This is a genomic window from uncultured Prevotella sp. (assembly GCF_946407605.1).
GTDB lineage: Bacteria > Bacteroidota > Bacteroidia > Bacteroidales > Bacteroidaceae > Prevotella.
Genome location: NZ_CAMJOS010000043.1, coordinates 1 through 22,446 on the forward strand (window position 1 = coordinate 1; position 22,446 = coordinate 22,446).

Consider the following 22,446-nt stretch of genomic DNA (forward strand, 5'->3'; position numbering starts at 1 on the left):
TCAGACCGTGGTTGATACATGGAGCGTAGGCGATGATGATTGAAGGTCCGTGCCATGCCTCAGCCTCGCGGATAGCCTTGAGGGTCTGTGCGTGGTCGGCGCCCATAGCAATCTGAGCTACGTATACATAACCGTAGGTGGTAGCAATCATACCCAGATCCTTCTTGCGGATGCGCTTACCCTGAGCAGCGAACTGAGCGATAGCACCAAGAGGAGTAGCCTTAGAAGCCTGACCACCGGTGTTAGAGTAAACCTCAGTATCGAGCACGAGGATGTTGACGTCCTCACCAGAAGCAATCACGTGGTCGAGACCGCCGTAACCGATGTCGTAAGAGGCACCGTCACCACCGATGATCCACTGTGAACGCTTCACGAGGTAGTGGTCGAGGGTCTGGAGCTCCTTGCAAACGGGACAGCCCTTAGCAGCGCTCTCGGCGATGCAAGCACGTAGCTTTGGAGCAATCTCCTTAGTCTTCTCGGCGTCGTCCTTATTGTCGATCCACTCCTGAGCGAGAGCCTTGTACTCGTCGCTGGCGTTGCCATCGATCATCTCCTGCAGCAGCTTAGCTACGCGCTCCTTCATCTTCTTGTTACCAAGAGCCATACCCAGACCGAACTCGCAGAAGTCCTCGAACAGAGAGTTGTTGAATACAGGACCCTGACCCTTCTCGTTCTTGGTGTAAGGTGTAGAAGGAACAGAAGCAGAGTAGATAGAAGAACAACCAGTTGCGTTAGCAATCATCTGGCGATCACCGAACAGCTGAGAAATGAGCTTCACGTAAGGTGTCTCACCGCAACCAGAGCAAGCGCCAGAGAACTCGAACAGAGGCTGTGCGAACTGAGAGTTCTTCACATTGCTCTTGATGTCAACGAGGTGCTGCTTGCTGGGAACCTTAACCAGCTTGTCCCAATCGGCAGCCATCTTCTTCATGTCGGCTGCATCGGGGTTGAACGGAACCATCGTGAGGGCCTTGCCAGTCTTCGGGTTGCCCGGGCAGATGTCGGCACAGTTGCCGCAACCCAGACAGTCGAGTACTGAAGGCTCGATGACGAAGTGCATGCCCTTCATAGCGGCAGGAGCCTTCATCTCGAGGGTCTCGAGGCCGTCGAAGCCAGCCAGCTCGTCGTCGGTCAGAACGAACGGACGGATGGCAGCGTGAGGACAGATATATGCACACTGGTTACACTGGATACAGTTGTCCTTGTTCCAAGCGGGAACGAAGGCCTCCACACCACGCTTCTCGTAAGCGGCGGTACCAACCATCCAAGAACCGTCGACTGTGCCATGCTTCACGAAGTCAGAAACCTTCAGCAGGTCACCAGCCTGAGCGTTCATAGGACGAACGAGCTCCTTCACGAATGCGGGAGCATTGTCGGCCTTAGGCTCATCATCGGGCAGGTTAGCCCACTCGGGCTTCACAGTCAGCTGCTGGTACTCACCACCACGATCGATAGCGGCGTAGTTCTTATCAACAACGTCCTGACCCTTAGCACCGTAAGACTTCAGGGCAGCAGCCTTCATCTTCTCAACAGCGAGCTCAGCGGGGATCACGCCGGTGATGCGGAAGAATGCACTCTGCAGGATGGTGTTGGTGCGGTTGCCCAGACCAATCTCCTGTGCAATCTTGGTAGCGTTGATGGTGTAAACGGTGATGTTGTTCTGTGCGAAGTAACGCTTTACCTTGTTAGGCATGAACTTCTCGAGCTCGTCGGCATCGAAGATGGTGTTCAGCAGGAACTGACCGTTCTTCTGCAGACCGCGAGTCACGTCGTACATGTGGAGGTAAGCCTGAACGTGGCAAGCTACGAAGTTAGGTGTAGTTACCAGGTAGGTAGAGCGGATAGGTGTATCACCGAAACGCAGGTGAGAGCAGGTGAAACCTCCCGACTTCTTAGAGTCGTAAGAGAAGTAAGCCTGGCAGTACTTGTCGGTGTTGTCACCAATAATCTTAACTGAGTTCTTGTTAGCACCTACGGTACCATCGGCACCCAGACCGTAGAACTTAGCCTGGAACATACCAGCGCCACCGAGAGCAATCTCCTCAACCTCAGGCAGAGAGGTGAAGGTAACGTCGTCGACGATACCAATGGTGAAGTGATTCTTGGGCTCGGGCATAGCGAGGTTGTTGAACACGCTGATGATCTGAGCGGGAGTGGTGTCGTGAGAACCAAGACCATAGCGGCCACCCACGATAACAGGACGATCCTGAACATCGAAGAAGGCATCCTTCACGTCGAGGTACAGAGGCTCGCCATTGGCGCCGGGCTCCTTGGTACGGTCGAGAACGGCAATCTTCTTGACGGTCTTGGGAACAGCAGCCAGCAGGTGCTTCACTGAGAACGGACGATAGAGGTGTACGCTGATCATACCAACCTTCTGGCCATTAGCGTTCAGATAGTCGATAGCCTCACGAGCTGCATCGGTAGCAGAACCCATCAGGATGATCATGCGGTCAGCATCCTCAGCTCCGTAGTATGAGAAGAGGTGATACTCACGACCGGTGATCTTAGAGAGCTCGCCCAGATACTTCTCAACAACCTCGGGAACTGCATCGTAGTAGGGGTTGCAGGCCTCACGGTGTGTGAAGAAGGTCTCGGGGTTCTCAGCGGTACCACGAGTGATAGGACGCTCAGGGCTCATAGCACGATCGCGGAAACGCTTGATGTACTCTTCCTTCACGAGAGGACGAACATCCTCCTGGTCGAGCAGCTCAATCTTGTGATACTCGTGAGAGGTGCGGAAACCATCGAAGAAGTTAACGAAGGGAACGCAGGTCTCGAGAGAAGCCAGGTGAGCAGCAGCGGTCATATCCATCACCTCCTGTACTGAGCCCTCGCAGAGCATAGCGAAACCAGTCTGACGGCAAGCCATCACATCCTGGTGGTCACCGAAGATACACAGAGAGTGAGAAGCCAGCGTACGGGCAGAAACGTCGAATACGCAAGGAATCAGCTCACCAGCAATCTTGTACATGTTAGGAATCATCAGGAGCAGACCCTGAGAAGCGGTAAATGTAGTGGTAAGGGCACCAGCCTGCAGCGAACCGTGAACGGCACCGGCAGCACCAGCCTCAGACTGCATTTCCTGAACACTGACGGTCTGACCCCACAGGTTCTTACGACCACGGGCAGCCCACTCGTCAACATGCTCCGCCATAGGCGAAGACGGGGTGATGGGGTAGATAGCAGCTACCTCCGAGAACATATAGCTCACGTGAGCCGCAGCCTCGTTACCATCACAGGTGATAAATTTCTTTTCTTTTGCCATTTGTTTAGTTTATTAAATAAATGAATTATTATCGTTATTTCGTTATTTCGTCAATAAAGGAACCCCAAGAGCCACAGGGGAATCTGGTTATCCTTTCCTATCTCGGTATTATAGCGCGCATAGATCGTGTCGGGCGCGTACCTTATTTTATTATTAGTGTTTGCATCGCAGATGCGGAACTTCAGTTTGCCGTCAACCAGGAAGTAAGGCTCGCGGCCCGTCTGGTTCACCTTATGGTCTTTCCACAGCGAGTTCACGAAGAACGTCTCCATTGCCGTCTGCTTCTCCACATGGATGGGATAGATGGCATAGAGTAGGTTGGAGTTGTGGAGCATCACCTTCGAGGGTTTCTTGGGGAAGTCCTCGCCAACAGGATAGATCATATTCAAGAGGCGGGCATCGGTGAGGTACTTGATGTAATTCATCACCGTGGCACGACTGGTTTCTATGTCTTGTGCGAGCTTCGAGACGTTTGGCGCCTTGGGACCTTCCTCGGCCAACTCGTAGAACAGCTTCTTGATCTTGGGCAGGTACTTCAGCTCAATCTGCTTGATGAGCAGGATATCCACCTCCGTCATCATGTTCATCGTCTTCAACAGGTTCTCGCTATAGTTACGATGTTCCTGGAAGAAGGGATAGAAGCCATGATGGATATAGTCCTGGAAATAACGACGAGGCGACACGTTGGGCAGGATCTGCTTGATGATATGCTCGTGGTCGTGGAGAATCTCCTCCAGCGTATAGGGACGGAAGTTATTGCCTGTCAACAAATTCAGGAACTCACGGAAAGAGAAGCCACGCAGGTTGTAACTCTTGACGATGCCGTTCAGTTCTGGGTTCTCGTCCTTGAGGCGCATCACGCTGGAACCTGTAAAGACAATCTTCAGGCCAGGATACAGGTCATAACATTTGCGCAGCTCTTGCGACCAGTCGTCCTGCTTGAACACCTGGTCGATCAACAGCACACGGCCACCACGATGGTAGAAATCGCCTGCAAAGTCGGCAATGCCGCGGCCCTGAAAATAGAAGTTGTTCATGTTGACGTAAAGACATTGCTTGTCGTTTACATCGAAGCGCTCTTTAGCATACTGCAACAGGAAGGTGGTCTTGCCAATGCCACGAGTACCCTTGATGCCAATCATGCGGTCGTTCCAGTCAATCTCATCCATGAGGGTGCGACGGACTGGCGCATTCACATGCTCCACCAGATACCGATGTGTCCTGAAAAAGGCTTCCATAACAACAGTTTGTTAAAAAACAGTTGCAAAGGTACTACATTTATTTCAAATTGCAAAGTAGAAATAGCAAAATCTTACTAAAAAAGCATATTTTTTAGTGGAAGCGCATTTTTATGCATGCTATTTCAAGTTTAGACGGCTGGCGACGAGAGAAGCTGGTCGATAGTGATTTCAGGATGACGCGCCATGCTGTCAGCGATATGCTTCACCTCGCTGCTGGTAAAAATGTTGTCGTTCATGGCTTTGTTGACAACATACTGGATGCGGGACATGTGGGCATCACGCAGAGGCAACGAGTCGCGCTCCTCGGCAGTCATGGGATAATGGCCCAGAAGATAGAAGCCAAGGCAGTCGGGCACAATATACTGACGGGTCATCATGCTGCGCTGACGCTCGTTGTAGCCGTATTTCAAATAAACGGGATGATCCTTGCCAAGATATTTGTCGAGCGAGATGCCCACCATCGAGTCGCCCACCACAACACTCTGGTCCAACGAGCCTATCTGGGTATAGATGCGAGGCACGCTGAGCGAAGGAATCATCTGCGTGAGGCGGCTGAAGGCTTCAGTAAACGACGTGTTCAGGTCGCTCACATCGTGATACTGTTCCTCTACGTCGAGCATCAGCGACTGTAAGGTGCTGTCTTGGAAGAAAAAGAGGAAGCGGGTGTTGATGTCAGCCTCGTCGACACGTCCCAGACCCAGCACATCCTCAATCAAGGTGCGGGTCTCAATGGGATAGGCGGTCTTCATTTGCTGCAAGGCCGAGAAATCGCCAGTCGTAAGAAACAAAAGCTCGGCACGGTCGAAGCGCTCGATGGCCACCTCTTCAATATCGGCATCATCGTCCTTGGACTGCATGTGCCACTGGCATCCCACGCAGACCAACAAGGCTATCAAAAGTATAGAATAGAGCTTTTGCATGCGACTTGAATGTTTTACTTTTGTTAAATACGGGTGCAAAATTACTAAAAATCCTTGAATTAACCAAATTTTAACCTAATTTTCTTAAACAAACACCTCTTTTTTTGTGTTTTTATTTACTTTTGTGAAAAAATAAGCCCACATGAAACGTTATTTCCTCACTTTATTAGTAGCATGGCCTCTGCTCAGCACGGCCCAGCAGACCATCAGCATCAGCGTGACAAATCCTACGAAGACGGAACGCACAGACCAGCCCGTAGTCATCGGGCTGTCACCATACGGCGAGGTACGTTCGGCACTGGTGACTGACAACGGTCAGGAGATAGCCTGTCAGCTGGATGACATAGACCTTGACGAGACCTTCGACGAGCTATGCTTCCTGGTTGACCTCAAGACCAAAGAGACCAAGACCTATCAAGTGACACTCCTGGCTGAGGGCGAGCCTCGTCCCTACCCTGCCCGTGTCTATGCCGAGATGCTGACACGCAACGACAAGGTGAAGGAAAAGAACAAACATGACAATTTCCTGCAGAGCATCACAGCACGCGGCGACTGCGGAAACTCGTATAACCTGTTGCACCATCATGGCGTGGCCTTCGAGAGTGAGCTGAACGGCATCCGCATCTATTTTGACAAGCGACAGACACTGGACCTCTACGGTAAGTTCCACAAACGATTAGAGCTGCAGCAGACGCAGTTCTACACACAGCCTGACCAGAAAACTCAGGGCTATGGCGACGATGTGCTGTGGGTGGGCAACACCTTTGGACTTGGAGCCCTACGCGGCTGGAATGGCGAAGAGCCTACGATGATTGACCCTGTGAAGAGTCGCACACAGCGCATCATCTCCTATGGTCCGCTGCGTACCATCGTCGAGGTGATAGACCAAGGCTGGCAGGGGGTGAACATGACACTTCGCTACACGCAATATGCCGGACACCGCGATACCGACGTGGATGTGATATTCAACCGCGACGTGAGCGAGATGCGCTTCTCTACTGGCGTCATCAACGTGAAGGGTTCCATGGAGTATTCTGACCATAAGGGACTGCGTGGCTGCTGGGGTACCGACTACCCCTCGACAGACACGATCAACTGGAAACGCGAGACGGTAGGACTGGCCATTCTGATACCACGCGAATATATGGTAAGCGAACAACGTGCCAACAAAGATAACTATGCCTTTGTGATAAAAACCAAGGGTGAATCATTGTCGTACAAGATTGCTTATTGCTCTGACAATGAAGATTTTGGAATGCATAGCGCAAAGGAATGGTTTGAGTGGATGAGACGTTGGCGCCAAGAGGCGGAGCAGCCCGTTATGGTCAGCATAGAATAAAAGCGAATCAGGAAACGTGCATCAGTTCTGTCATCACCATATCGCTGACAAACAGTCCTTCGCGAGACAGTACCAGATGCTGGTTCTCGACCTTTAAGAGACCACTGTCGATAAACGCCTGCGACTGTTTGAGACAGTAGTCACGATATGCCAAAGGCAACTTATCGAGTGCCAGGCCCTCGCAGGTTCTAAGGGCTGTCATCACCACTTCATTATAATGATTCTCTGGTGTCAGCAGTTCTTGTTCAGACACAGGCGTCCCCTTTTCCTTTCCCTCTACATAGCGGCGAATATCGGCAACATTCCATTGGCGGTTATGCCCATCGAACGAATGAGCAGCGGCACCAATGCCGATATAGGGTGTCTGGTTCCAGTAGCTGCTGTTATGGCGCGAACGGAAGCCTTTCCTTGCAAAATTGCTTATTTCGTAGTGCTCATAGCCAGCATCTGCCAAACGGTCTTTCAGTCGATAGTACATGCTGCGGCTCAACTCATCATCAACCTCGTTTACCTCACCACGCTGCAACAGTCTATAGAGCGGCGTACCCTCTTCATACTGAAGGGCATAGGCCGAGAGGTGCTCCACCTGAAGCGATAGCACGGCGGTAATATCCTCGTCCCATTCCGAAAGAGTCTCGTTGGGAAAGCCATACATTAAGTCCACGCTGATATTACGGATGCCAGCCTGGCGCAATCGTTCCACAGCCAAGGGCACTTGGGCCGCCTTATGGCGACGCCGTAAGAACTGCAGGCGACTGTCATTGAAGGTCTGAGCCCCCATGGAGATTCGGTTGATAGGGAGCTGGGGCAAGGCCTGGGCAAAGGCGGTGGTGACATCGTCGGGGTTGACCTCCATCGTCACCTCGGCATCAGGAGAAACGTCGCACACCTTATATATATATAGAAGCAACTGCTGCAGTTGTTCGAACGAAAGCTGACTGGGCGTGCCTCCGCCAATATATATCGTATCTACCCCACTCTTTCCCCTCAAATCCAACTCACGACACAGGGCATCGACATAGCGCTGGCGCATGTCGAGAGAGGTGGTCGAATAGAAGTCGCAATAGAGACAACGACTCTTACAAAAGGGTATATGAATATATAATCCTGCCATTTGAGGGGCAAAAGTACTAATTTTTTTTAATTTTGGAAAGAAATCTTTGGTGTTTTCACAGAAAATGACTAATTTCGACCCCACAAAAAGACAATTTCCGAATAAACCTAAAATTATAGAGTCATGAAAATTTATCAGACAAGCGAAATCAAAAACATTGCACTGCTTGGCAGTGCGGGTAGCGGCAAGACTACTCTTGCCGAAGCAATGGTCTACGAAGCTGGCATCATCAAGCGCCGCGGTACCGTAGAGGGTAAGAACACCATGAGCGACTACTTCCCTGTAGAACAGGAGTACGGCTACTCGGTGTTCTCAACTGTTTTTCATGTAGAGTGGAATAACAAGAAGCTGAACATCATTGACTGTCCGGGTTCTGACGACTTCGTTGGTGGTGCTATCACAGCCCTTAACGTCACAGACCAGGCCGTCATCCTGGTGAACGGTCAGTATGGTCCTGAGGTTGGCACCCAGAATGCTTTCCGCTATACCGACAAGCTGCAGAAGCCCGTTATCTTCCTGGTGAACCAGCTGGATCGCGACAACTGCGACTTCGACGCCATGCTGAACAACATGAAGGAGATCTACGGCGACAAGTGCGTGCCCGTACAGTATCCTATCACTACTGGTGCTGGCTTCAATGCCGTTATCGACGTGCTCCTCATGAAGAAATACTCTTGGAAGCCCGAAGGTGGCGCTCCCATCATCGAGGAGATCCCTGCCGACCAGATGGACAAGGCCAAGGAACTGCACGCTGCCCTCGTAGAGGCTGCTGCCGCCAACGATGACACCCTGATGGAGAAGTTCTTCGAGAGCGAGAACCTCACAGAGGACGAGATGCGCGAGGGTATCCGCAAGGGCCTCGTCACCCGTTCTATCTTCCCCGTATTCTGCGTCTGCGCAGGTCGCGACATGGGTGTACGTCGTCTGATGGAGTTCCTGGGTAATGTCGTTCCTTTCGTGAGCGAGATGCCAAAGGTACGCAACACCCGCGGTGAAGAGGTGACCCCCGATGCTGCTGGTCCTACCTCTCTCTATTTCTTCAAGACTGGTGTTGAGCCCCATATCGGTGAGGTACAGTACTTCAAGGTGATGAGCGGAAGCGTGAAGCCTGGTGACGACCTGACGAATGCTGACCGTGGTTCTAAGGAGCGTATCGGTACCATCTATGCTTGCGCTGGTGCCAACCGTATTGCCGTTGACGAGCTGAAGGCTGGCGATATCGGCTGTACCGTGAAGCTGAAGGATGTGAAGACTGGCAACGCCCTCAATGGCAAGGACTGCGAGTGGCGCTACGACTTTATCAAGTATCCTAACTCTAAGTACTCTCGTGCCATCAAGGCCCAGAACGAGGCTGAGACCGAGAAGATGATGGTGGCCCTGACGAAGATGCGTCAGGAGGATCCCACATGGGTGGTTGAGCAGTCTAAGGAGTTGCGCCAGATCATCGTTCACGGTCAGGGTGAGTTCCACCTGCGCACCTTGAAATGGCGTATGGAGAACAACGAGAAGATCAAGATTGACTACCTGGAGCCGAAGATTCCTTATCGTGAGACCATCACGAAGATGGCACGTGCCGACTATCGTCACAAGAAACAGTCAGGCGGTGCAGGACAGTTCGGTGAGGTACACCTCATTGTAGAGCCTTATGCTGATGGTATGCCCGATCCCACCTCGTTCACCATCAATGGTCAGGAGTTCAAGATGAACATCAAGTCTAAGGAAGAGAAAGACTTGGAATGGGGCGGCAAGCTCGTATTCATCAACTCTGTGGTAGGTGGTGCCATCGATATGCGTTTCATGCCCGCTATCCTCAAGGGTATCATGGAACGTATGGAGCAGGGACCGCTGACAGGTTCGTATGCCCGCGACGTGCGCGTCATCGTCTATGATGGTAAGATGCACCCCGTGGACTCTAACGAACTTTCGTTCATGTTGGCAGCACGTAACGCCTTCTCGGCAGCCTTCCGCGAGGCTGGTCCTAAGGTGCTCGAGCCCATCTACGACCTGGAGGTTTATGTGCCCTCAGACTACATGGGTGACGTGATGAGTGACCTGCAGGGACGTCGTGCCATCATCATGGGTATGGACTCTGAGGCTGGCTACCAGAAGCTCTCTGCCAAGATTCCTCTTAAGGAGCTCTCCAGCTATTCTATCGCCCTGAGCTCTATCACTGGCGGTCGTGCTTCGTTCACCACCAAGTTCGCCAGCTATGAACTCGTACCGAACGACATCCAGCAGCAGCTCATTAAGGAGCACGAGGCTGAGATGAAGGACGAAGACTAAGCATTTTGCTTCAATATTCTATAGGGAGCCCAAGTTTTTAGCTTGGGCTCCTTTGTTTATAGTTTTTGACTTGGCCAACACATTTATAATTAAAAATACACAACTAAGATGCATTAGAATTGTTAATTCGACCAAATATTAACAAAAACAATTAACGAATTATCATCATTTGCGCTTTTCTTTATATCTTTGCACCAACTAAACAAGAAAATAGCAAGATGAAGAAATCGACGATATGGACCATCGCAGTCATCATGGGATTCTCGTTCCTGGGTCTGCTCTACATGCAAATCTCGTATATCTCAGAGATTGCGAAGATGAAGAAAGAGCAGTTCGACGAGAGCGTGAAGCGCTCGCTCTATCAGGCAGAAAGAAACCTGGAGATGAACGAGACGCAGCGATATCTAGAGAAGGACATCAACGACGTGGAGCGTCGTGCCTTCTCGCAGGACTCCGTCATCGTCAATGGTCTTGACGGAAGCATACAACACTCACATCAGTTCTCTGTCTCGGCAGAGGATGGCACCTTCTATTCGGAGTTCGAGCTGAAAACCTTCACCACCAAGCCTGCCAATGTACCCAAGGCCATGATGATGCGTACTGATAAGGACCAGCTGTCGGAAGCCACGAAAACGCTGCAGGAGATGGTGCGCAACCGTTATGTATATCAGAAGGCCCTGCTCGACGAGGTGGTTTATGACATACTCTACACCGCCAGCGAGAAGCCTCTGAAGGAACGTGTGAACTTCAAGATGTTGGACCGCGACATCAATACCGAACTACAGAACAACGGTATCGATATGCCCTACCACTTCACCGTATCCACAGCCGATGGCCGCGAGGTGTATCGCTGTCCTGACTATATTGACCAAGGCGAGCTCTGGAGTTATTCACAGACACTGTTCCTGAATGACCCTGCTGGCAAGAGGGGTGTTCTGAAGATTCACTTCCCCAGTATGGACCAGTACATCTACTCCAACATCCGTTTCATGATTCCAGCAGTGATATTCACAATAGTGCTGCTCATCACCTTTATCTTCACCATCGTCATCATCTTCCGTCAGAAACGATATACGGAGATTAAGAACGACTTCATCAACAATATGACGCACGAGCTGAAGACGCCTATCAGCAGCATCTCGCTGGCTGCGCAGATGCTGGGCGACGAGTCTGTAAGCAAGAGTCCGACGATGATGAAACACCTGAGCACCGTGATTGGTGACGAGTCGCGCCGCCTGCGTTTCCTGGTGGAGAAAGTGCTGCAGATGTCCATGTTCGACCGTAAGTCGACATCGTTTAAGAAAAAGGAACTCGACCTCAACGAGCTGTTGGAACAGACCTCGGCAACATTTAACTTGCGCGTAGGTCATACCGGAGGCAAGATCACCACTGAGATAGAAGCTGTTGACTCAGCCATCTTCGTTGACGAGGTGCACTTCACCAATGCCATCACCAACCTGCTGGATAACGCGGTGAAATATCGCAAGCCCGATCAGCCTGTCAACATCCACATTCGCACTTGGAACGAAGGCGAGCATCTGTGCTTCAGCATCAAGGATGACGGTCAGGGCATCAAGAAAGAAAATGTCAAGAAGGTATTCGACAAGTTCTATCGCGTACATACTGGAAACGTGCACGACGTGAAGGGCTTCGGACTGGGTCTGGCCTACGTCAAGGAGATCATCAACCTGCACGAGGGAGAAATCAAGTGCGAGAGCGAACTGGGCAAAGGCACGAAGTTTACCGTCACCCTGCCCATACTGAAAGAAGATAGTGAATAATAAATCGATATTAATATTTTTAATTTAAAAGTTATGGAAGACAAACTGAAAATCTTACTTTGCGAGGACGACGAGAACCTCGGAATGTTGTTGCGTGAATACCTGGCCGCCAAGGGCTACGAGGCAGAGCTTTGTCCTGATGGCGAGGTTGGTTTCAAAGCTTTTATGAAGACTAAGTTCGACATCTGCGTACTCGATGTGATGATGCCTAAGAAAGACGGCTTCACGCTGGCACAGGAGATTCGTACCGCCAACGCAGAGATCCCCATCATCTTCCTTACTGCCAAGACGCTGAAAGAAGATATTCTCGAAGGATTCAAACTGGGTGCTGATGACTATATCACCAAACCCTTCTCCATGGAGGAGCTTGTATTCCGTATTGAGGCCATCCTGCGTCGCGTTCGTGGCAAGAAGAACAAGGAGTCAACACTCTATCACATTGGTAACTTCGTGTTCGATACACAGAAGCAGCTGCTCAGCATAGGCAGTCACCAGACCAAGCTGACCACCAAGGAGAACGAGCTCCTGGCTCTGCTCTGCTCACATGCCAATGAGATTCTGCAGCGCGACTTCGCCCTGAAGACCATTTGGATTGACGACAATTATTTCAATGCCCGCTCAATGGATGTGTATATCACCAAACTGCGCAAGCACCTCAAGGATGACCCGCAGATTGAGATCATCAACATTCACGGAAAAGGATATAAACTCATCACCCCTGAGGAAGAATAGTAAAGAACCCCCATATGAGAAAATGGATTATCGGATTCCTATGGACACTGCTGGCCGTTGTTGTCATCGGCACAGCAGTGTGCTTTTGGGCCATATCCGAAGGTAAGATAGGCTATATGCCACCCATCGAAGACCTGCAGAACCCCATCAACCGCTATGCCACACAGGTATATTCGTCAGATGGAGAGCTGATAGGCACGTGGAGCATGAGCCGAGAAAACCGCGTTCTTGTTGACTACACAGAGCTGTCGCCATGGCTCACAAAAGCTTTGGTGGCCACAGAGGATGCCCGCTTCTACGAACATTCTGGCATAGATTTCTATGCCTTGGGCCGTGCCGTTCTGAAGCGCGGCATCATGGGACAGAAGAATGCCGGCGGTGGCTCGACCATCACTCAGCAGCTGGCCAAGCAGCTCTTTTCTGACGTGGCCCACTCCACGATGGAGCGTGCCTTGCAGAAACCCATCGAGTGGGTCATTGCCGTAAAGCTGGAACGCAACTACACGAAGGACGAGATCATTGCCATGTATCTCAACTACTTCGACTTCCTGCACAATGCTGTAGGTATCAAGACTGCAGCCAACACCTACTTCTCAAAAGAACCGCAGGATCTCAGCATCACTGAGGCCTCCACCCTTATCGGTCTCTGCAAGAACCCCTCCTACTTCAACCCCGTGCGCTATGAGCAGCGTTCGCTGGAACGTCGTAATGTGGTTCTGGGACAGATGTTGAAGGCCAATTACATCACCCAGCAGCAATACGACAGCTGTTGTCAGGTTCCCATGAACCTGAAGTTCCATGTTGCTGACCATAATGACGGTACAGCCACCTATTTCCGTGATTTCCTGCGTCGCTATATGATGGCGAAAAAACCCGAAAGGTCCAAATATGGAGAAGGTTACTACGTGAAATACTACATGGACTCCCTCTATTGGGAACAGGACCCGTTGTATGGCTGGTGCAACAAGAACACCAAGCGTGACGGCACACCTTATAACATATATACCGATGGCCTGAAAGTGTACACCACCATCGACTCACGTATGCAGCAGTATGCTGAGCAAGCATGTTATGAACATGTGGTCAAGACACTACAGCCGGAATTCGATAAAGGCAACCGTTCCAAGCCAAATGCGCCTTATTCGCGTAACCTGACGAAGGCCGAGGTACAGAAAATCCTGCAACGCAATGTCCGTCAGTCTGAGCGCTATCGCGTGCTGAGGAATAGTGGATGTAGCGATGAGGAAATCACCCGCTCATTCAACACGGCCATACCCATGACCATCTTCACATATAACGGTGAAGTAGACACCACCATGACGCCCATGGACTCTATACTATATTATAAGTCGTTCCTGCGCACAGGCTTCTTCAGCATGGAGCCGCAGACAGGCGCCGTCAAGGCTTACGTGGGTGGACTGAACTTCCAGAATTTTGCCTACGACATGGCTACAGAAGGCCGTCGTCAGGTGGGTTCAACGATTAAGCCCTTCCTATATTCGCTGGCCATGGAGAACGGCATGACACCATGCGACGAGGTGCCCAACGTGCAGGAGACCTATATGGTAGCTGGCAAGCCTTGGACACCACGTAATGGCAGTCGTGCCCGCTATGGTGAGATGGTCACCCTGAAATGGGGCCTCCAGCAGTCGAACAACTGGATATCGGCCTATCTGATGATGCATCGCCTGACGCCCGAGGGCTTCGTGACGCTGCTCCACAACTACGGCATCCGAAATCCAGAGATTCACCCAGCCCCGTCGCTGTGCCTTGGTCCTTGCGAGATTACCGTTGCTGAGATGGTCAGTGCCTATACGGCCTTCGTCAACCACGGCATCCGTTCGGCTCCTATGTACGTCACCAAGATCGTGGACAACGAGGGTAACGTGCTTGAGGAGTTCAAGCCTCGCATGAACGAGGTTATCAGTGGCGAGTCAGCCGACAAGATGCTGTATATGCTACGCGCCGTGGCCGATGGTGGTACTGCCAGTCGTCTGCGCTATCGCTATAACATCAAGGCGCCTCTTGGCGGCAAGACGGGTACTACCAACTCGAATAGCGATGCCTGGTTCATGGGCGTACTGCCCAAGCTGGTATCAGGCTGCTGGGTAGGTGGCGACGATCGCGACATCCACTTCGAGACGATGACCTATGGTCAGGGTGCTGCGGCTGCATTGCCTATCTTCGCACTCTATATGAACAAGGTCTATGCCGACGAGAACCTGCCTTATTCGCAGGAAGACCAGTTCGACCTTCCCAAGGGCTTCGACCCGTGTCATCGTGAGGACGATATGGAGCTTGTCGATGGTGAAGATATTGATGCCGACGAGCAGATTGTCAATCAGATTTTTGAATAAACATTTTTTATGATAGTAATATGAAACATCAGTTGAGAAGTGCTGTATGCACAGAAGGACGACGCATGGCGGGAGCCCGTGCCCTTTGGGTAGCCACAGGCATGAAACGCGAGCAGTTTGGTAAGCCAATCATAGCCATCGTCAACTCATTTACGCAGTTCGTTCCTGGTCACACCCATCTGCATGAGGCTGGACAGATTGTGCGTGAGGAGATTGAGAAGATGGGCTGCTACGCTGCCGAGTTCAATACCATCGCCATCGACGACGGTATCGCCATGGGCCACGATGGCATGCTCTATTCCTTGCCTTCACGCGACATCATTGCCGACAGCGTAGAATATATGGTCAATGCCCATAAGGCCGACGCCATGATCTGCATCTCTAACTGCGACAAGATTACGCCAGGTATGCTCATGGCCGCTATGCGCCTGAACATTCCTGCCGTCTTCGTCAGTGGCGGTCCCATGGAAGCTGGACAGTATAAGGGTGAGAATCTCGACCTGATTACGGCGATGATCAAAGGTGCCGACCCCACCGTTTCCGATGCGGAGCTCGCAGAGGTAGAAAACCGTGCTTGTCCCGGCTGCGGTTGCTGCTCAGGCATGTTCACCGCCAACTCGATGAACAACCTCACAGAGGCTATTGGTCTCTCACTTCCTGGCAACGGTACCATTCTGGCTACACACAAGAACCGTGTGCGTCTGATGCAGCGCGCTGCTCAACAGATTGTGAAAAACGCCTTCGCCTACTACGAAGATGGCGACGAGTCGGTATTGCCTCGTAGCATAGCCACCCGTCAGGCTTTCCTCAATGCGATGACGCTCGATATTGCCATGGGTGCATCCACCAATACGGTGCTCCACCTGCTGGCTGTGGCCCAGGAGGCAGGCGTAGATTTCACCATGGCCGATATTGATGCCCTCTCGCGAAAGACGCCCTTTCTCTGCAAGCTAGCTCCTAACAGTCAGAAGTATTCTGTGCAGGAGTGCGGACGTGCTGGTGGCATGATGGCCCTGCTGGGAGAGTTGGCAAAGGGCGGACTCATCGACACCAACGTGAAGCGTGTCAACGGACATACACTGCAGGAGGATATCGAGACGTACGACATCTCTAAGCTCCAGCCACAGGCTTCCAATCCCATCGCCCAGATTTACCTCTCTGCCCCCGCAGGCAAGTTCTGCACAGCCCTGGGAGCACAGGAGACCTACTACGAGAGTTTCGACACCGACCGTGCCAATGGCTGCATCCGCGACATAAACCATGCCTACACCAAAGATGGCGGCATGGCTGTGCTCTTCGGCAACATTGCACAGGACGGCTGTGTGGTGAAGACCGCCGGCGTTGACGAGAGCCTCTGGCATTTCGAAGGCCCTGCCGTCTGCTTCGACTCCCAGGAAGATGCCTGTGAGGGTATCCTGGGCGGCAAGGTGAAAAAAGGCGACTGCGTGGTTATCACTCATGAAGGCCCGAAAGGTGGTCCTGGCATGCAGGAGATGCTCTACCCCACCAGCTATATCAAATCGATGCACATGGGTAAGGAGTGTGCCCTGATTACCGACGGACGTTTCTCTGGCGGCACCAGCGGCCTCTCTATCGGACATATCTCGCCAGAAGCTGCCAATGGTGGCAACATCGGCAAGATCAAGGATGGCGACATTATCGTCATCGACATCCCCAGCCGCAGCATCAACGTCAAGCTGAGCGACGAGGAGCTCAATGCCCGTCCACAGCAGCCGCTGAAACGCAACCGCGTAGTATCAAAGGCTCTGCGTGCATACGCCCAGAGCGTGTCAAGTGCCGACAAAGGCGGTGTTAGAATCATAGAATAATTGAGAATTGAGAATTGACAATTGAGAATTGATGTTAAGAGATAAGATTACAGGATCGAAGGCGCTGATGAGGGCGCTGCAGGCCGAGGGCGTGAAAACCATCTTTGGTTACCCTGGCGGCAGCATCATGCCCGTTTACGATGCGCTTTTCGACTATACACGAGGTGAGAAGAAATGTTTCGACCACATATTGGTGCGCCACGAACAGGGTGCCACCCACGCTGCCGAGGGCTATGCACGCGTCTCTGGCGAGGTAGGTGTTGCCTTGGTCACCAGCGGTCCTGGTGTGACTAACACGCTGACGGGTATCGCCGACGCCATGCTCGACTCCACCCCCATCGTTGTCATTGCTGGTCAGGTGCCCATCTCGGCCCTGGGCACCGATGCGTTTCAGGAGGTGGACCTCGTAGGTTTGGCGCAACCAATCTCCAAGTGGTCCTATCAAATCCGCCATGCCGAGGATGTGGCGTGGGCTGTCAGTCGTGCGTTCTATATCGCCCGCACAGGCCGCCCAGGTCCTGTGGTGCTCGACTTTCCCAAGAATGCGCAGGTCGAGGAGATTGACTGGGAACCCAAGAAGGTGGATTATGTGCGCTCATACGTGCCTTATCCCAAACTCGACAATGATGCTGTGCGTCAGGCTGCCGAGCTCATCAATAACGCCAAGCGCCCGCTGGCTTTGGTGGGACAAGGCGTGGAGCTGGGTAATGCGCAGGAGGAACTGAAAGCATTCCTCGAGAAGGCCGACATCCCTGCAGGTCGTACCATGCTCGGCCTGAGTGCCCTACCCTCCAACCATCCGCTCAACGTGGGTATGCTGGGTATGCACGGCAACTACGCCGTCAACCTGAAGGAACAGGAGTGCGACGTGCTTATCGCCATCGGCATGCGCTTTAGCGACCGCGTAACAGGCAATGTGAAGACCTACGCTAAGCAGGCCAAGATTATCCATCTCGACATCGACCGTAGCGAGATTGATAAGAATATCAAAACCGACGTGGCCATCGTGGCCGACTGTAAGGAGTCGTTACCCGCTCTGACGGCCCTCATCAACGCCAACAATCATCAGGAATGGCGCGAGTCGTTCAAGGCGCTCGACGAAAAAGAACGTACCAAGGTCATCGAGCCTGCCATCCATCCCAAGGATGGTCCGTTGCTCATGGGCGAGGTGGTCAACGCTGTGGCAGAGCAGGCCAACGACGATGCTGTACTGGTAACGGATGTTGGTCAGAATCAGCTATTTGGCACACGTTACTTCAAGTATCACCACAAGCGTAGTATCTGCACCAGCGGTGGTCTTGGTACCATGGGCTATGGCATGCCGGCAGCCGTTGGAGCCACCTTTGGAGCCCCCAATCGTCAGATATGTTGCTTCATGGGCGATGGTGGTTTCCAGATGAACATCCAGGAGCTGGGCACCATCATGGAACAGAAGGCTCCTGTGAAGATGATTCTCCTCAACAACCACTATCTGGGCAACGTGCGCCAGTGGCAGGATATGTTCTGGATGCGCCGCAAGTCGTTCACCAAGATGCTCAACCCCTGCTACGAGTCTATTGCTCAGGGCTACGGTATTCCCTATCAGGCTGTGGTCGACCGCAAGGACTTGGCTGCCGCCGTGGAAAAGATGCTCTGCACCAAGGGGCCGTTCATCCTCGAATGCGCCATCAAGGAAGAAGACAACGTGCTGCCCATGACGCCTCCAGGCATGGATGTTGACAAGATGCAATTGGAGATTTAAGGGAAAAGTGAAGAGTGAAGAGTGAAGAGTGAAGAATTTGCTACCGCTATGGAAGAAAAGAAATTATATACCCTCCTCGTTTATTCTGAGAACGTGGCAGGTATCCTGAATCAGATTACGGCTGTGTTCACCCGTCGTCAGGTAAACATCGAGAGTCTGAACGTATCGGCCTCCAGCATCCCTGGTGTGCATAAATACACCATCACAGCCTGGAGCGATGAAGACCAGATCGTGAAGATTACCCGTCAGATTGAGAAGAAAATCGACGTGGTCAAGGCCAACTATTTTACTGACGACCAGCTCTTTATCCGCGAGACCGGCCTCTACAAGCTGTCAACGGATAAGGTGTTGCAGAACCCTGAGATATCGCGCACAGTACGAAAGTACGAAGCCAGCATCACCGAGGTGAACCCCACCTATACCATCGTCATGAAAAACGGCGTCACAGAACAGATCATCGAGCTGTTCCGTGCCCTCGATGCCTTCGACTGCGTGCTGCAGTACACCCGCTCTGGTCGCATCGCCGTCACTCGTGGTATGCAGGAGCAGGTCAGCGAGTTCCTCGAGCAGCGCGAAAAGCAGCGGTAATTTGAAGGTGAAAGGTCAAAGTTGAAAGGTGAAATTTAATCTTTAATTTTTAATGTTAGATAAAGTAGGAAAATATCAGTTTCTGGCCGAGCCGTTCCATTGCGACTTCTCTGGTCGGCTGTTCATGGGCCATTTGGGTAATCACATGCTCAATGCAGCCGACTTCCACAGCACCGACCGTGGTTTCGGCATGAAGTACCTCATGGCCATCCAGCGCTCGTGGGTGCTCTCACGCCTGGCCATCGAGATCACTGAGATGCCAGAGCAATATACCAGGTTCAATGTAGAGACGTGGGTCGAGAATGCCATGCGCTTCTTCACACAGCGTAATTTCGCCGTCACTGACGATAGCGGCAAGGTCTATGGCTACGGACGCAGCGTATGGGCCATGATCGACACAGAGACTCGCCAGCCCTGCGACATCCTTGCCATCAAGGACGGAGCCATCAACGACTGGATTGAGAACCAGAAGCCCTGTCCCATCGACAAGGGCGGCCGCGTAAAGATGTCCGACAATGCCGAGTTTGTCCACGCCATCGATACCTATTATAATGATGTAGATATCAACGGCCATATCAACTCCGTGAAGTATATTGAGCATATCCTCGACATCTGGCCCATCGACTGGTATCGTGACCATCGCATCCAGCGTTTCGAGATAGCCTATGTGGCCGAAGCCCATGCTGGCGACAAGCTCTCGTTCTATCGCGAAAAGGAGGATGACAACACCTACAACGTGCGCATCGTACGCACAGATGGTACCGAATGTTGCAGAAGTAAGGTAAAATTTGCATAAAATTGAAAGAATATTTGGCTGTTTCGTAACAAATTGTTACCTTTGCAGCCACATTTAGAAACAATCCCCCGTCGCTCCCTCGAGCAGGTAGTGAATGGACTGACAAAACAATGGTAACCGGTTCTCGTGCAGGGCTGGCGTGGTTCATAGGGACAAGTCAAACAATTTAAATCATTTGCAATTATGGCAGAAATGAATTTTGGTGGCGTTATCGAAACTGTTGTCACCAGCAAAGAGTTCTCTTTGGAGAAAGCACGTGAAGTATTAAAGGATGAAGTAATCGCCGTCATCGGCTACGGCGTTCAGGGACCTGGTCAGTCCTGCAACCTGCGCGACAATGGCTTCAACGTCATCGTCGGACAGCGCGAGGGTAAGACCTACGACAAGGCAGTAGCCGACGGCTGGGTGCCTGGCAAGACCCTCTTCTCTATTGAGGAGGCCGCCGAGAAGGGTACCATCCTCTGCATGCTCCTCTCCGATGCTGGTCAGATTCAGCAGTGGCCCACCATCAAGAAATACCTGAAGCCCGGCAAGACCCTGTACTACAGCCACGGCTTCGCCATCAACTGGAGCGACCGCACTGGCGTTGTTCCCCCTGCCGATGTCGATGTCATCATGGTGGCTCCTAAGGGTTCTGGCACCTCTCTTCGCACCATGTTCTGCGAGGGTCGCGGTCTGAACTGCTCATACGCTGTTTACCAGGACGCTACAGGTAAGGCTAAGGAGAAGACGCTGGCCTTTGGTATCGGTATCGGTGCAGGTTACCTGTTCGAAACTACCTTCCAGCGCGAGGCCACCTCTGACCTCACTGGTGAGCGCGGCTCATTGATGGGTGCCATCCAGGGCCTGCTGCTCGCTCAGTACGAAGTGCTGCGTGAGAACGGTCACACACCATCTGAGGCTTTCAACGAGACCGTTGAGGAACTCACCCAGAGCCTTGGTCCGCTCTTTGGTGCTAAAGGTATGGACTGGATGTACGCCAACTGCTCTACCACCGCTCAGCGTGGTGCCCTCGACTGGGCTCCCCGTTTCCACGACGCCATCAAGCCCGTCATGGAGTGGCTCTACTACTCGGTGAAGACTGGCAACGAGGCTCAGATTACCATCGACGCCAACTCTAAGCCCGACTATCGTGCCGGTCTGGAGAAAGAGCTCGAGGCCATGCGCAATCAGGAGATGTGGCGTGCTGGCGAGACCGTCCGCAAGCTGCGTCCTGAGAACCAGGAACTCTAATCAGAATCATTCTGAAAAACCAAGAGGGTGTGTCATTCTTTGGCGCGCCCTCTGCGAGGAAAGCGACAGCGAACCCACGCTCAACGAACAAGGGAACTAAAAAAAGAAGGGCTGACAACTCTCAAAGTTTGTCAGTCCTTCTTAATTTCAGGTTTCAAGTTTCAGGTTTCAGAACGCGACTGGTCCATGCCCCATGCAACTGGTGGTTCCCAGTGCCGTCAGCGCTGCTGTGAGGATGCTCACAATCACCTGAATAATGGTCTTCCAACTTTCTTTCTTCATAGCTTATTAATGTTTAATGATTAATGTTTAAAGGTTTATGGTTGGGGCCCCTTTAATCATAGGGGCAAGCCCCTATGCTAGGTTATTTAACCCCTTCGGGGCCCCTTGGTCTATTCTCTTTGACCTTCGGTCTAGTCTGCTCTCGCTCGGCATAGCTCAAACAAGTTTGGCTCTGCCCTCGCTTACTCGCAGCCTTCACCTTTCACCTTTCACCTTTCACCTTAGTTGTACCCGTCGTCACCACCTTCGCCGCCAGAGTTGCCTCCGGTGTTGTCACCACCGCTGGTGCCACCGCCCTGGGTGCCGCCGTTGCCTCCGTTCTGGGTGCCACTACCATTTTGGTTCTGGTTTTCGTTGCCACCCTCGTTTTCGGGATCTTCGACGTTACCCTCGTCAGTCGAGGTCACGCGCTTCACCTCCTTGCCTTCGCGGTCGTAGCAGGTGATCTGCACGGCAGTCTTCGACAGCTCGTCCTTCAGGTCCATATCGGGAGTGAAGATGATTCGACGACTAGAGATCAGGCCAGCCTTCACCTTGTTCACGTCGTCCACGCTCTTAGCGCGCAGTCCGAAGCGCATGGTGCCCAGTCCAGGCAGCGCCACGCTGTGGCCTTCAGTCGCCCATGCCTTGATAACCTCACCAGCTGCATCCCAGCAGGCCTGCATCACGCCTCGGCTCACACCTGAGCGCAGGGCTGCCTCCTTAATCACCTTGTCCTGAGTCAGAGCCGTGTACAGCTCGGGCATCATCACATAACGATACTGACCAGCGTACTTGCCGATGTTCTGAAATTGTTCTTTTGCTTTTACTTTAAGTGCCATAATCTTTAATTTTTAATGGTTCGCTCGGCTTTGCCGCTTGGCTCCGCCAAGAATGTTTATTGGTTTTGGTTCGCTCGGCTTCGCCGCTTGGCTCGTCCAAGAAAGGTTCTGGTCTAACGGG

The 22,446-nt window shown here is 52.2% G+C and carries 16 protein-coding genes; 10 read left to right on the top strand and 6 right to left on the bottom strand.

Annotated elements, in window-relative coordinates:
* The 3 genes from nifJ to Q0R57_RS13305 form a co-directional block, all read right to left on the bottom strand.
* Positions 1-3,268, bottom strand: a 3,268-nt coding sequence (gene nifJ, locus Q0R57_RS13295) for a pyruvate:ferredoxin (flavodoxin) oxidoreductase (protein WP_294748657.1), incomplete at its 3' end; no start/stop codon positions are given.
* Positions 3,269-3,318: 50 nt separating this feature from the next.
* Positions 3,319-4,506 carry an AAA family ATPase gene (locus Q0R57_RS13300; RefSeq protein WP_294748660.1) on the bottom strand — a complete coding sequence of 396 codons (1,188 nt, stop codon included), beginning with the start codon at positions 4,504-4,506 and terminating at the stop codon, positions 3,319-3,321.
* 131 nt (positions 4,507-4,637) lie between these two features.
* The gene (locus Q0R57_RS13305; protein ID WP_294748663.1) at positions 4,638-5,429 is read right to left on the bottom strand and encodes a gliding motility protein GldB; all 792 of its coding nucleotides are present in this window, start codon (positions 5,427-5,429) and stop codon (positions 4,638-4,640) included.
* Positions 5,430-5,571: 142 nt separating this feature from the next.
* Here Q0R57_RS13305 and Q0R57_RS13310 point away from each other — a divergent pair, with 142 nt between their 5' ends.
* Entirely contained in the window at positions 5,572-6,768 is a 1,197-nt protein-coding gene (locus tag Q0R57_RS13310; RefSeq protein ID WP_294748666.1) for a DUF4861 domain-containing protein, read from the top strand.
* Between the two features lie 7 nt (positions 6,769-6,775).
* On the opposite strand, the gene hemW is transcribed toward Q0R57_RS13310, so the two are convergent.
* Entirely contained in the window at positions 6,776-7,882 is a 1,107-nt protein-coding gene (gene hemW / locus Q0R57_RS13315; protein ID WP_294748669.1) for a radical SAM family heme chaperone HemW, read from the bottom strand.
* Positions 7,883-8,005: 123 nt separating this feature from the next.
* On the opposite strand from hemW, the gene Q0R57_RS13320 reads away from it, so the two are divergent.
* From Q0R57_RS13320 to ilvC, 9 genes are all read left to right on the top strand, one after another.
* Complete coding sequence (locus Q0R57_RS13320; protein WP_294748672.1) at positions 8,006-10,165, top strand: elongation factor G; 2,160 nt, start codon at positions 8,006-8,008, stop codon at positions 10,163-10,165.
* Positions 10,166-10,383: 218 nt separating this feature from the next.
* Positions 10,384-11,946, top strand: coding sequence for an ATP-binding protein (locus Q0R57_RS13325; protein ID WP_294748675.1), 1,563 nt, complete (start codon positions 10,384-10,386; stop codon positions 11,944-11,946).
* Between the two features lie 33 nt (positions 11,947-11,979).
* Positions 11,980-12,678, top strand: coding sequence for a response regulator transcription factor (locus Q0R57_RS13330; protein ID WP_294748678.1), 699 nt, complete (start codon positions 11,980-11,982; stop codon positions 12,676-12,678).
* A 14-nt stretch (positions 12,679-12,692) separates the two neighbouring features.
* Entirely contained in the window at positions 12,693-15,035 is a 2,343-nt protein-coding gene (locus tag Q0R57_RS13335) for a transglycosylase domain-containing protein (RefSeq protein WP_294748681.1), read from the top strand.
* 20 nt (positions 15,036-15,055) lie between these two features.
* Complete coding sequence (gene ilvD, locus Q0R57_RS13340) at positions 15,056-16,864, top strand: dihydroxy-acid dehydratase (RefSeq protein ID WP_294748684.1); 1,809 nt, start codon at positions 15,056-15,058, stop codon at positions 16,862-16,864.
* Between the two features lie 31 nt (positions 16,865-16,895).
* Positions 16,896-18,605 (top strand): biosynthetic-type acetolactate synthase large subunit, encoded by a 1,710-nt coding sequence (ilvB, locus tag Q0R57_RS13345; RefSeq protein WP_294748687.1) that lies wholly within the window; start codon positions 16,896-16,898, stop codon positions 18,603-18,605.
* A gap of 48 nt (positions 18,606-18,653) precedes the next feature.
* Positions 18,654-19,193 (top strand): acetolactate synthase small subunit, encoded by a 540-nt coding sequence (gene ilvN / locus Q0R57_RS13350; RefSeq protein ID WP_294748689.1) that lies wholly within the window; start codon positions 18,654-18,656, stop codon positions 19,191-19,193.
* Between the two features lie 52 nt (positions 19,194-19,245).
* Positions 19,246-19,989, top strand: a complete 744-nt coding sequence (locus Q0R57_RS13355; RefSeq protein ID WP_294748691.1) for an acyl-ACP thioesterase domain-containing protein — start codon at positions 19,246-19,248, stop codon at positions 19,987-19,989.
* 183 nt (positions 19,990-20,172) lie between these two features.
* Positions 20,173-21,222: a ketol-acid reductoisomerase gene (gene ilvC, locus Q0R57_RS13360; RefSeq protein WP_294748695.1), complete on the top strand. Its 1,050-nt coding sequence runs from the start codon at positions 20,173-20,175 to the stop codon at positions 21,220-21,222.
* 168 nt (positions 21,223-21,390) lie between these two features.
* Here the strand turns inward: ilvC and Q0R57_RS13365 are convergent, their stop codons facing one another.
* Both Q0R57_RS13365 and Q0R57_RS13370 read right to left on the bottom strand, forming a co-directional pair.
* The gene (locus Q0R57_RS13365; RefSeq protein WP_294748697.1) at positions 21,391-21,504 is read right to left on the bottom strand and encodes a smalltalk protein; all 114 of its coding nucleotides are present in this window, start codon (positions 21,502-21,504) and stop codon (positions 21,391-21,393) included.
* Between the two features lie 221 nt (positions 21,505-21,725).
* Positions 21,726-22,325 carry a DNA-binding protein gene (locus Q0R57_RS13370; protein ID WP_294748700.1) on the bottom strand — a complete coding sequence of 200 codons (600 nt, stop codon included), beginning with the start codon at positions 22,323-22,325 and terminating at the stop codon, positions 21,726-21,728.
* Between the last annotated feature and the right edge of the window lie 121 nt (positions 22,326-22,446).

Excerpts from the sequence above, each read along its gene's own strand:
- Q0R57_RS13300 (WP_294748660.1), bottom strand. The coding sequence starts at position 4,506 with ATGGAAGCCTTTTTCAGGACACATCGGTATCTGGTGGAGCATGTGAAT.
- Q0R57_RS13305 (WP_294748663.1), bottom strand. The coding sequence starts at position 5,429 with ATGCAAAAGCTCTATTCTATACTTTTGATAGCCTTGTTGGTCTGCGTG.
- Q0R57_RS13310 (WP_294748666.1), top strand. The coding sequence starts at position 5,572 with ATGAAACGTTATTTCCTCACTTTATTAGTAGCATGGCCTCTGCTCAGC.
- hemW (WP_294748669.1), bottom strand. The coding sequence starts at position 7,882 with ATGGCAGGATTATATATTCATATACCCTTTTGTAAGAGTCGTTGTCTC.
- Q0R57_RS13320 (WP_294748672.1), top strand. The coding sequence starts at position 8,006 with ATGAAAATTTATCAGACAAGCGAAATCAAAAACATTGCACTGCTTGGC.
- Q0R57_RS13325 (WP_294748675.1), top strand. The coding sequence starts at position 10,384 with ATGAAGAAATCGACGATATGGACCATCGCAGTCATCATGGGATTCTCG.
- Q0R57_RS13330 (WP_294748678.1), top strand. The coding sequence starts at position 11,980 with ATGGAAGACAAACTGAAAATCTTACTTTGCGAGGACGACGAGAACCTC.
- Q0R57_RS13335 (WP_294748681.1), top strand. The coding sequence starts at position 12,693 with ATGAGAAAATGGATTATCGGATTCCTATGGACACTGCTGGCCGTTGTT.
- ilvD (WP_294748684.1), top strand. The coding sequence starts at position 15,056 with ATGAAACATCAGTTGAGAAGTGCTGTATGCACAGAAGGACGACGCATG.
- ilvB (WP_294748687.1), top strand. The coding sequence starts at position 16,896 with ATGTTAAGAGATAAGATTACAGGATCGAAGGCGCTGATGAGGGCGCTG.
- ilvN (WP_294748689.1), top strand. The coding sequence starts at position 18,654 with ATGGAAGAAAAGAAATTATATACCCTCCTCGTTTATTCTGAGAACGTG.
- Q0R57_RS13355 (WP_294748691.1), top strand. The coding sequence starts at position 19,246 with ATGTTAGATAAAGTAGGAAAATATCAGTTTCTGGCCGAGCCGTTCCAT.
- ilvC (WP_294748695.1), top strand. The coding sequence starts at position 20,173 with ATGGCAGAAATGAATTTTGGTGGCGTTATCGAAACTGTTGTCACCAGC.
- Q0R57_RS13365 (WP_294748697.1), bottom strand. The coding sequence starts at position 21,504 with ATGAAGAAAGAAAGTTGGAAGACCATTATTCAGGTGATTGTGAGCATC.
- Q0R57_RS13370 (WP_294748700.1), bottom strand. The coding sequence starts at position 22,325 with ATGGCACTTAAAGTAAAAGCAAAAGAACAATTTCAGAACATCGGCAAG.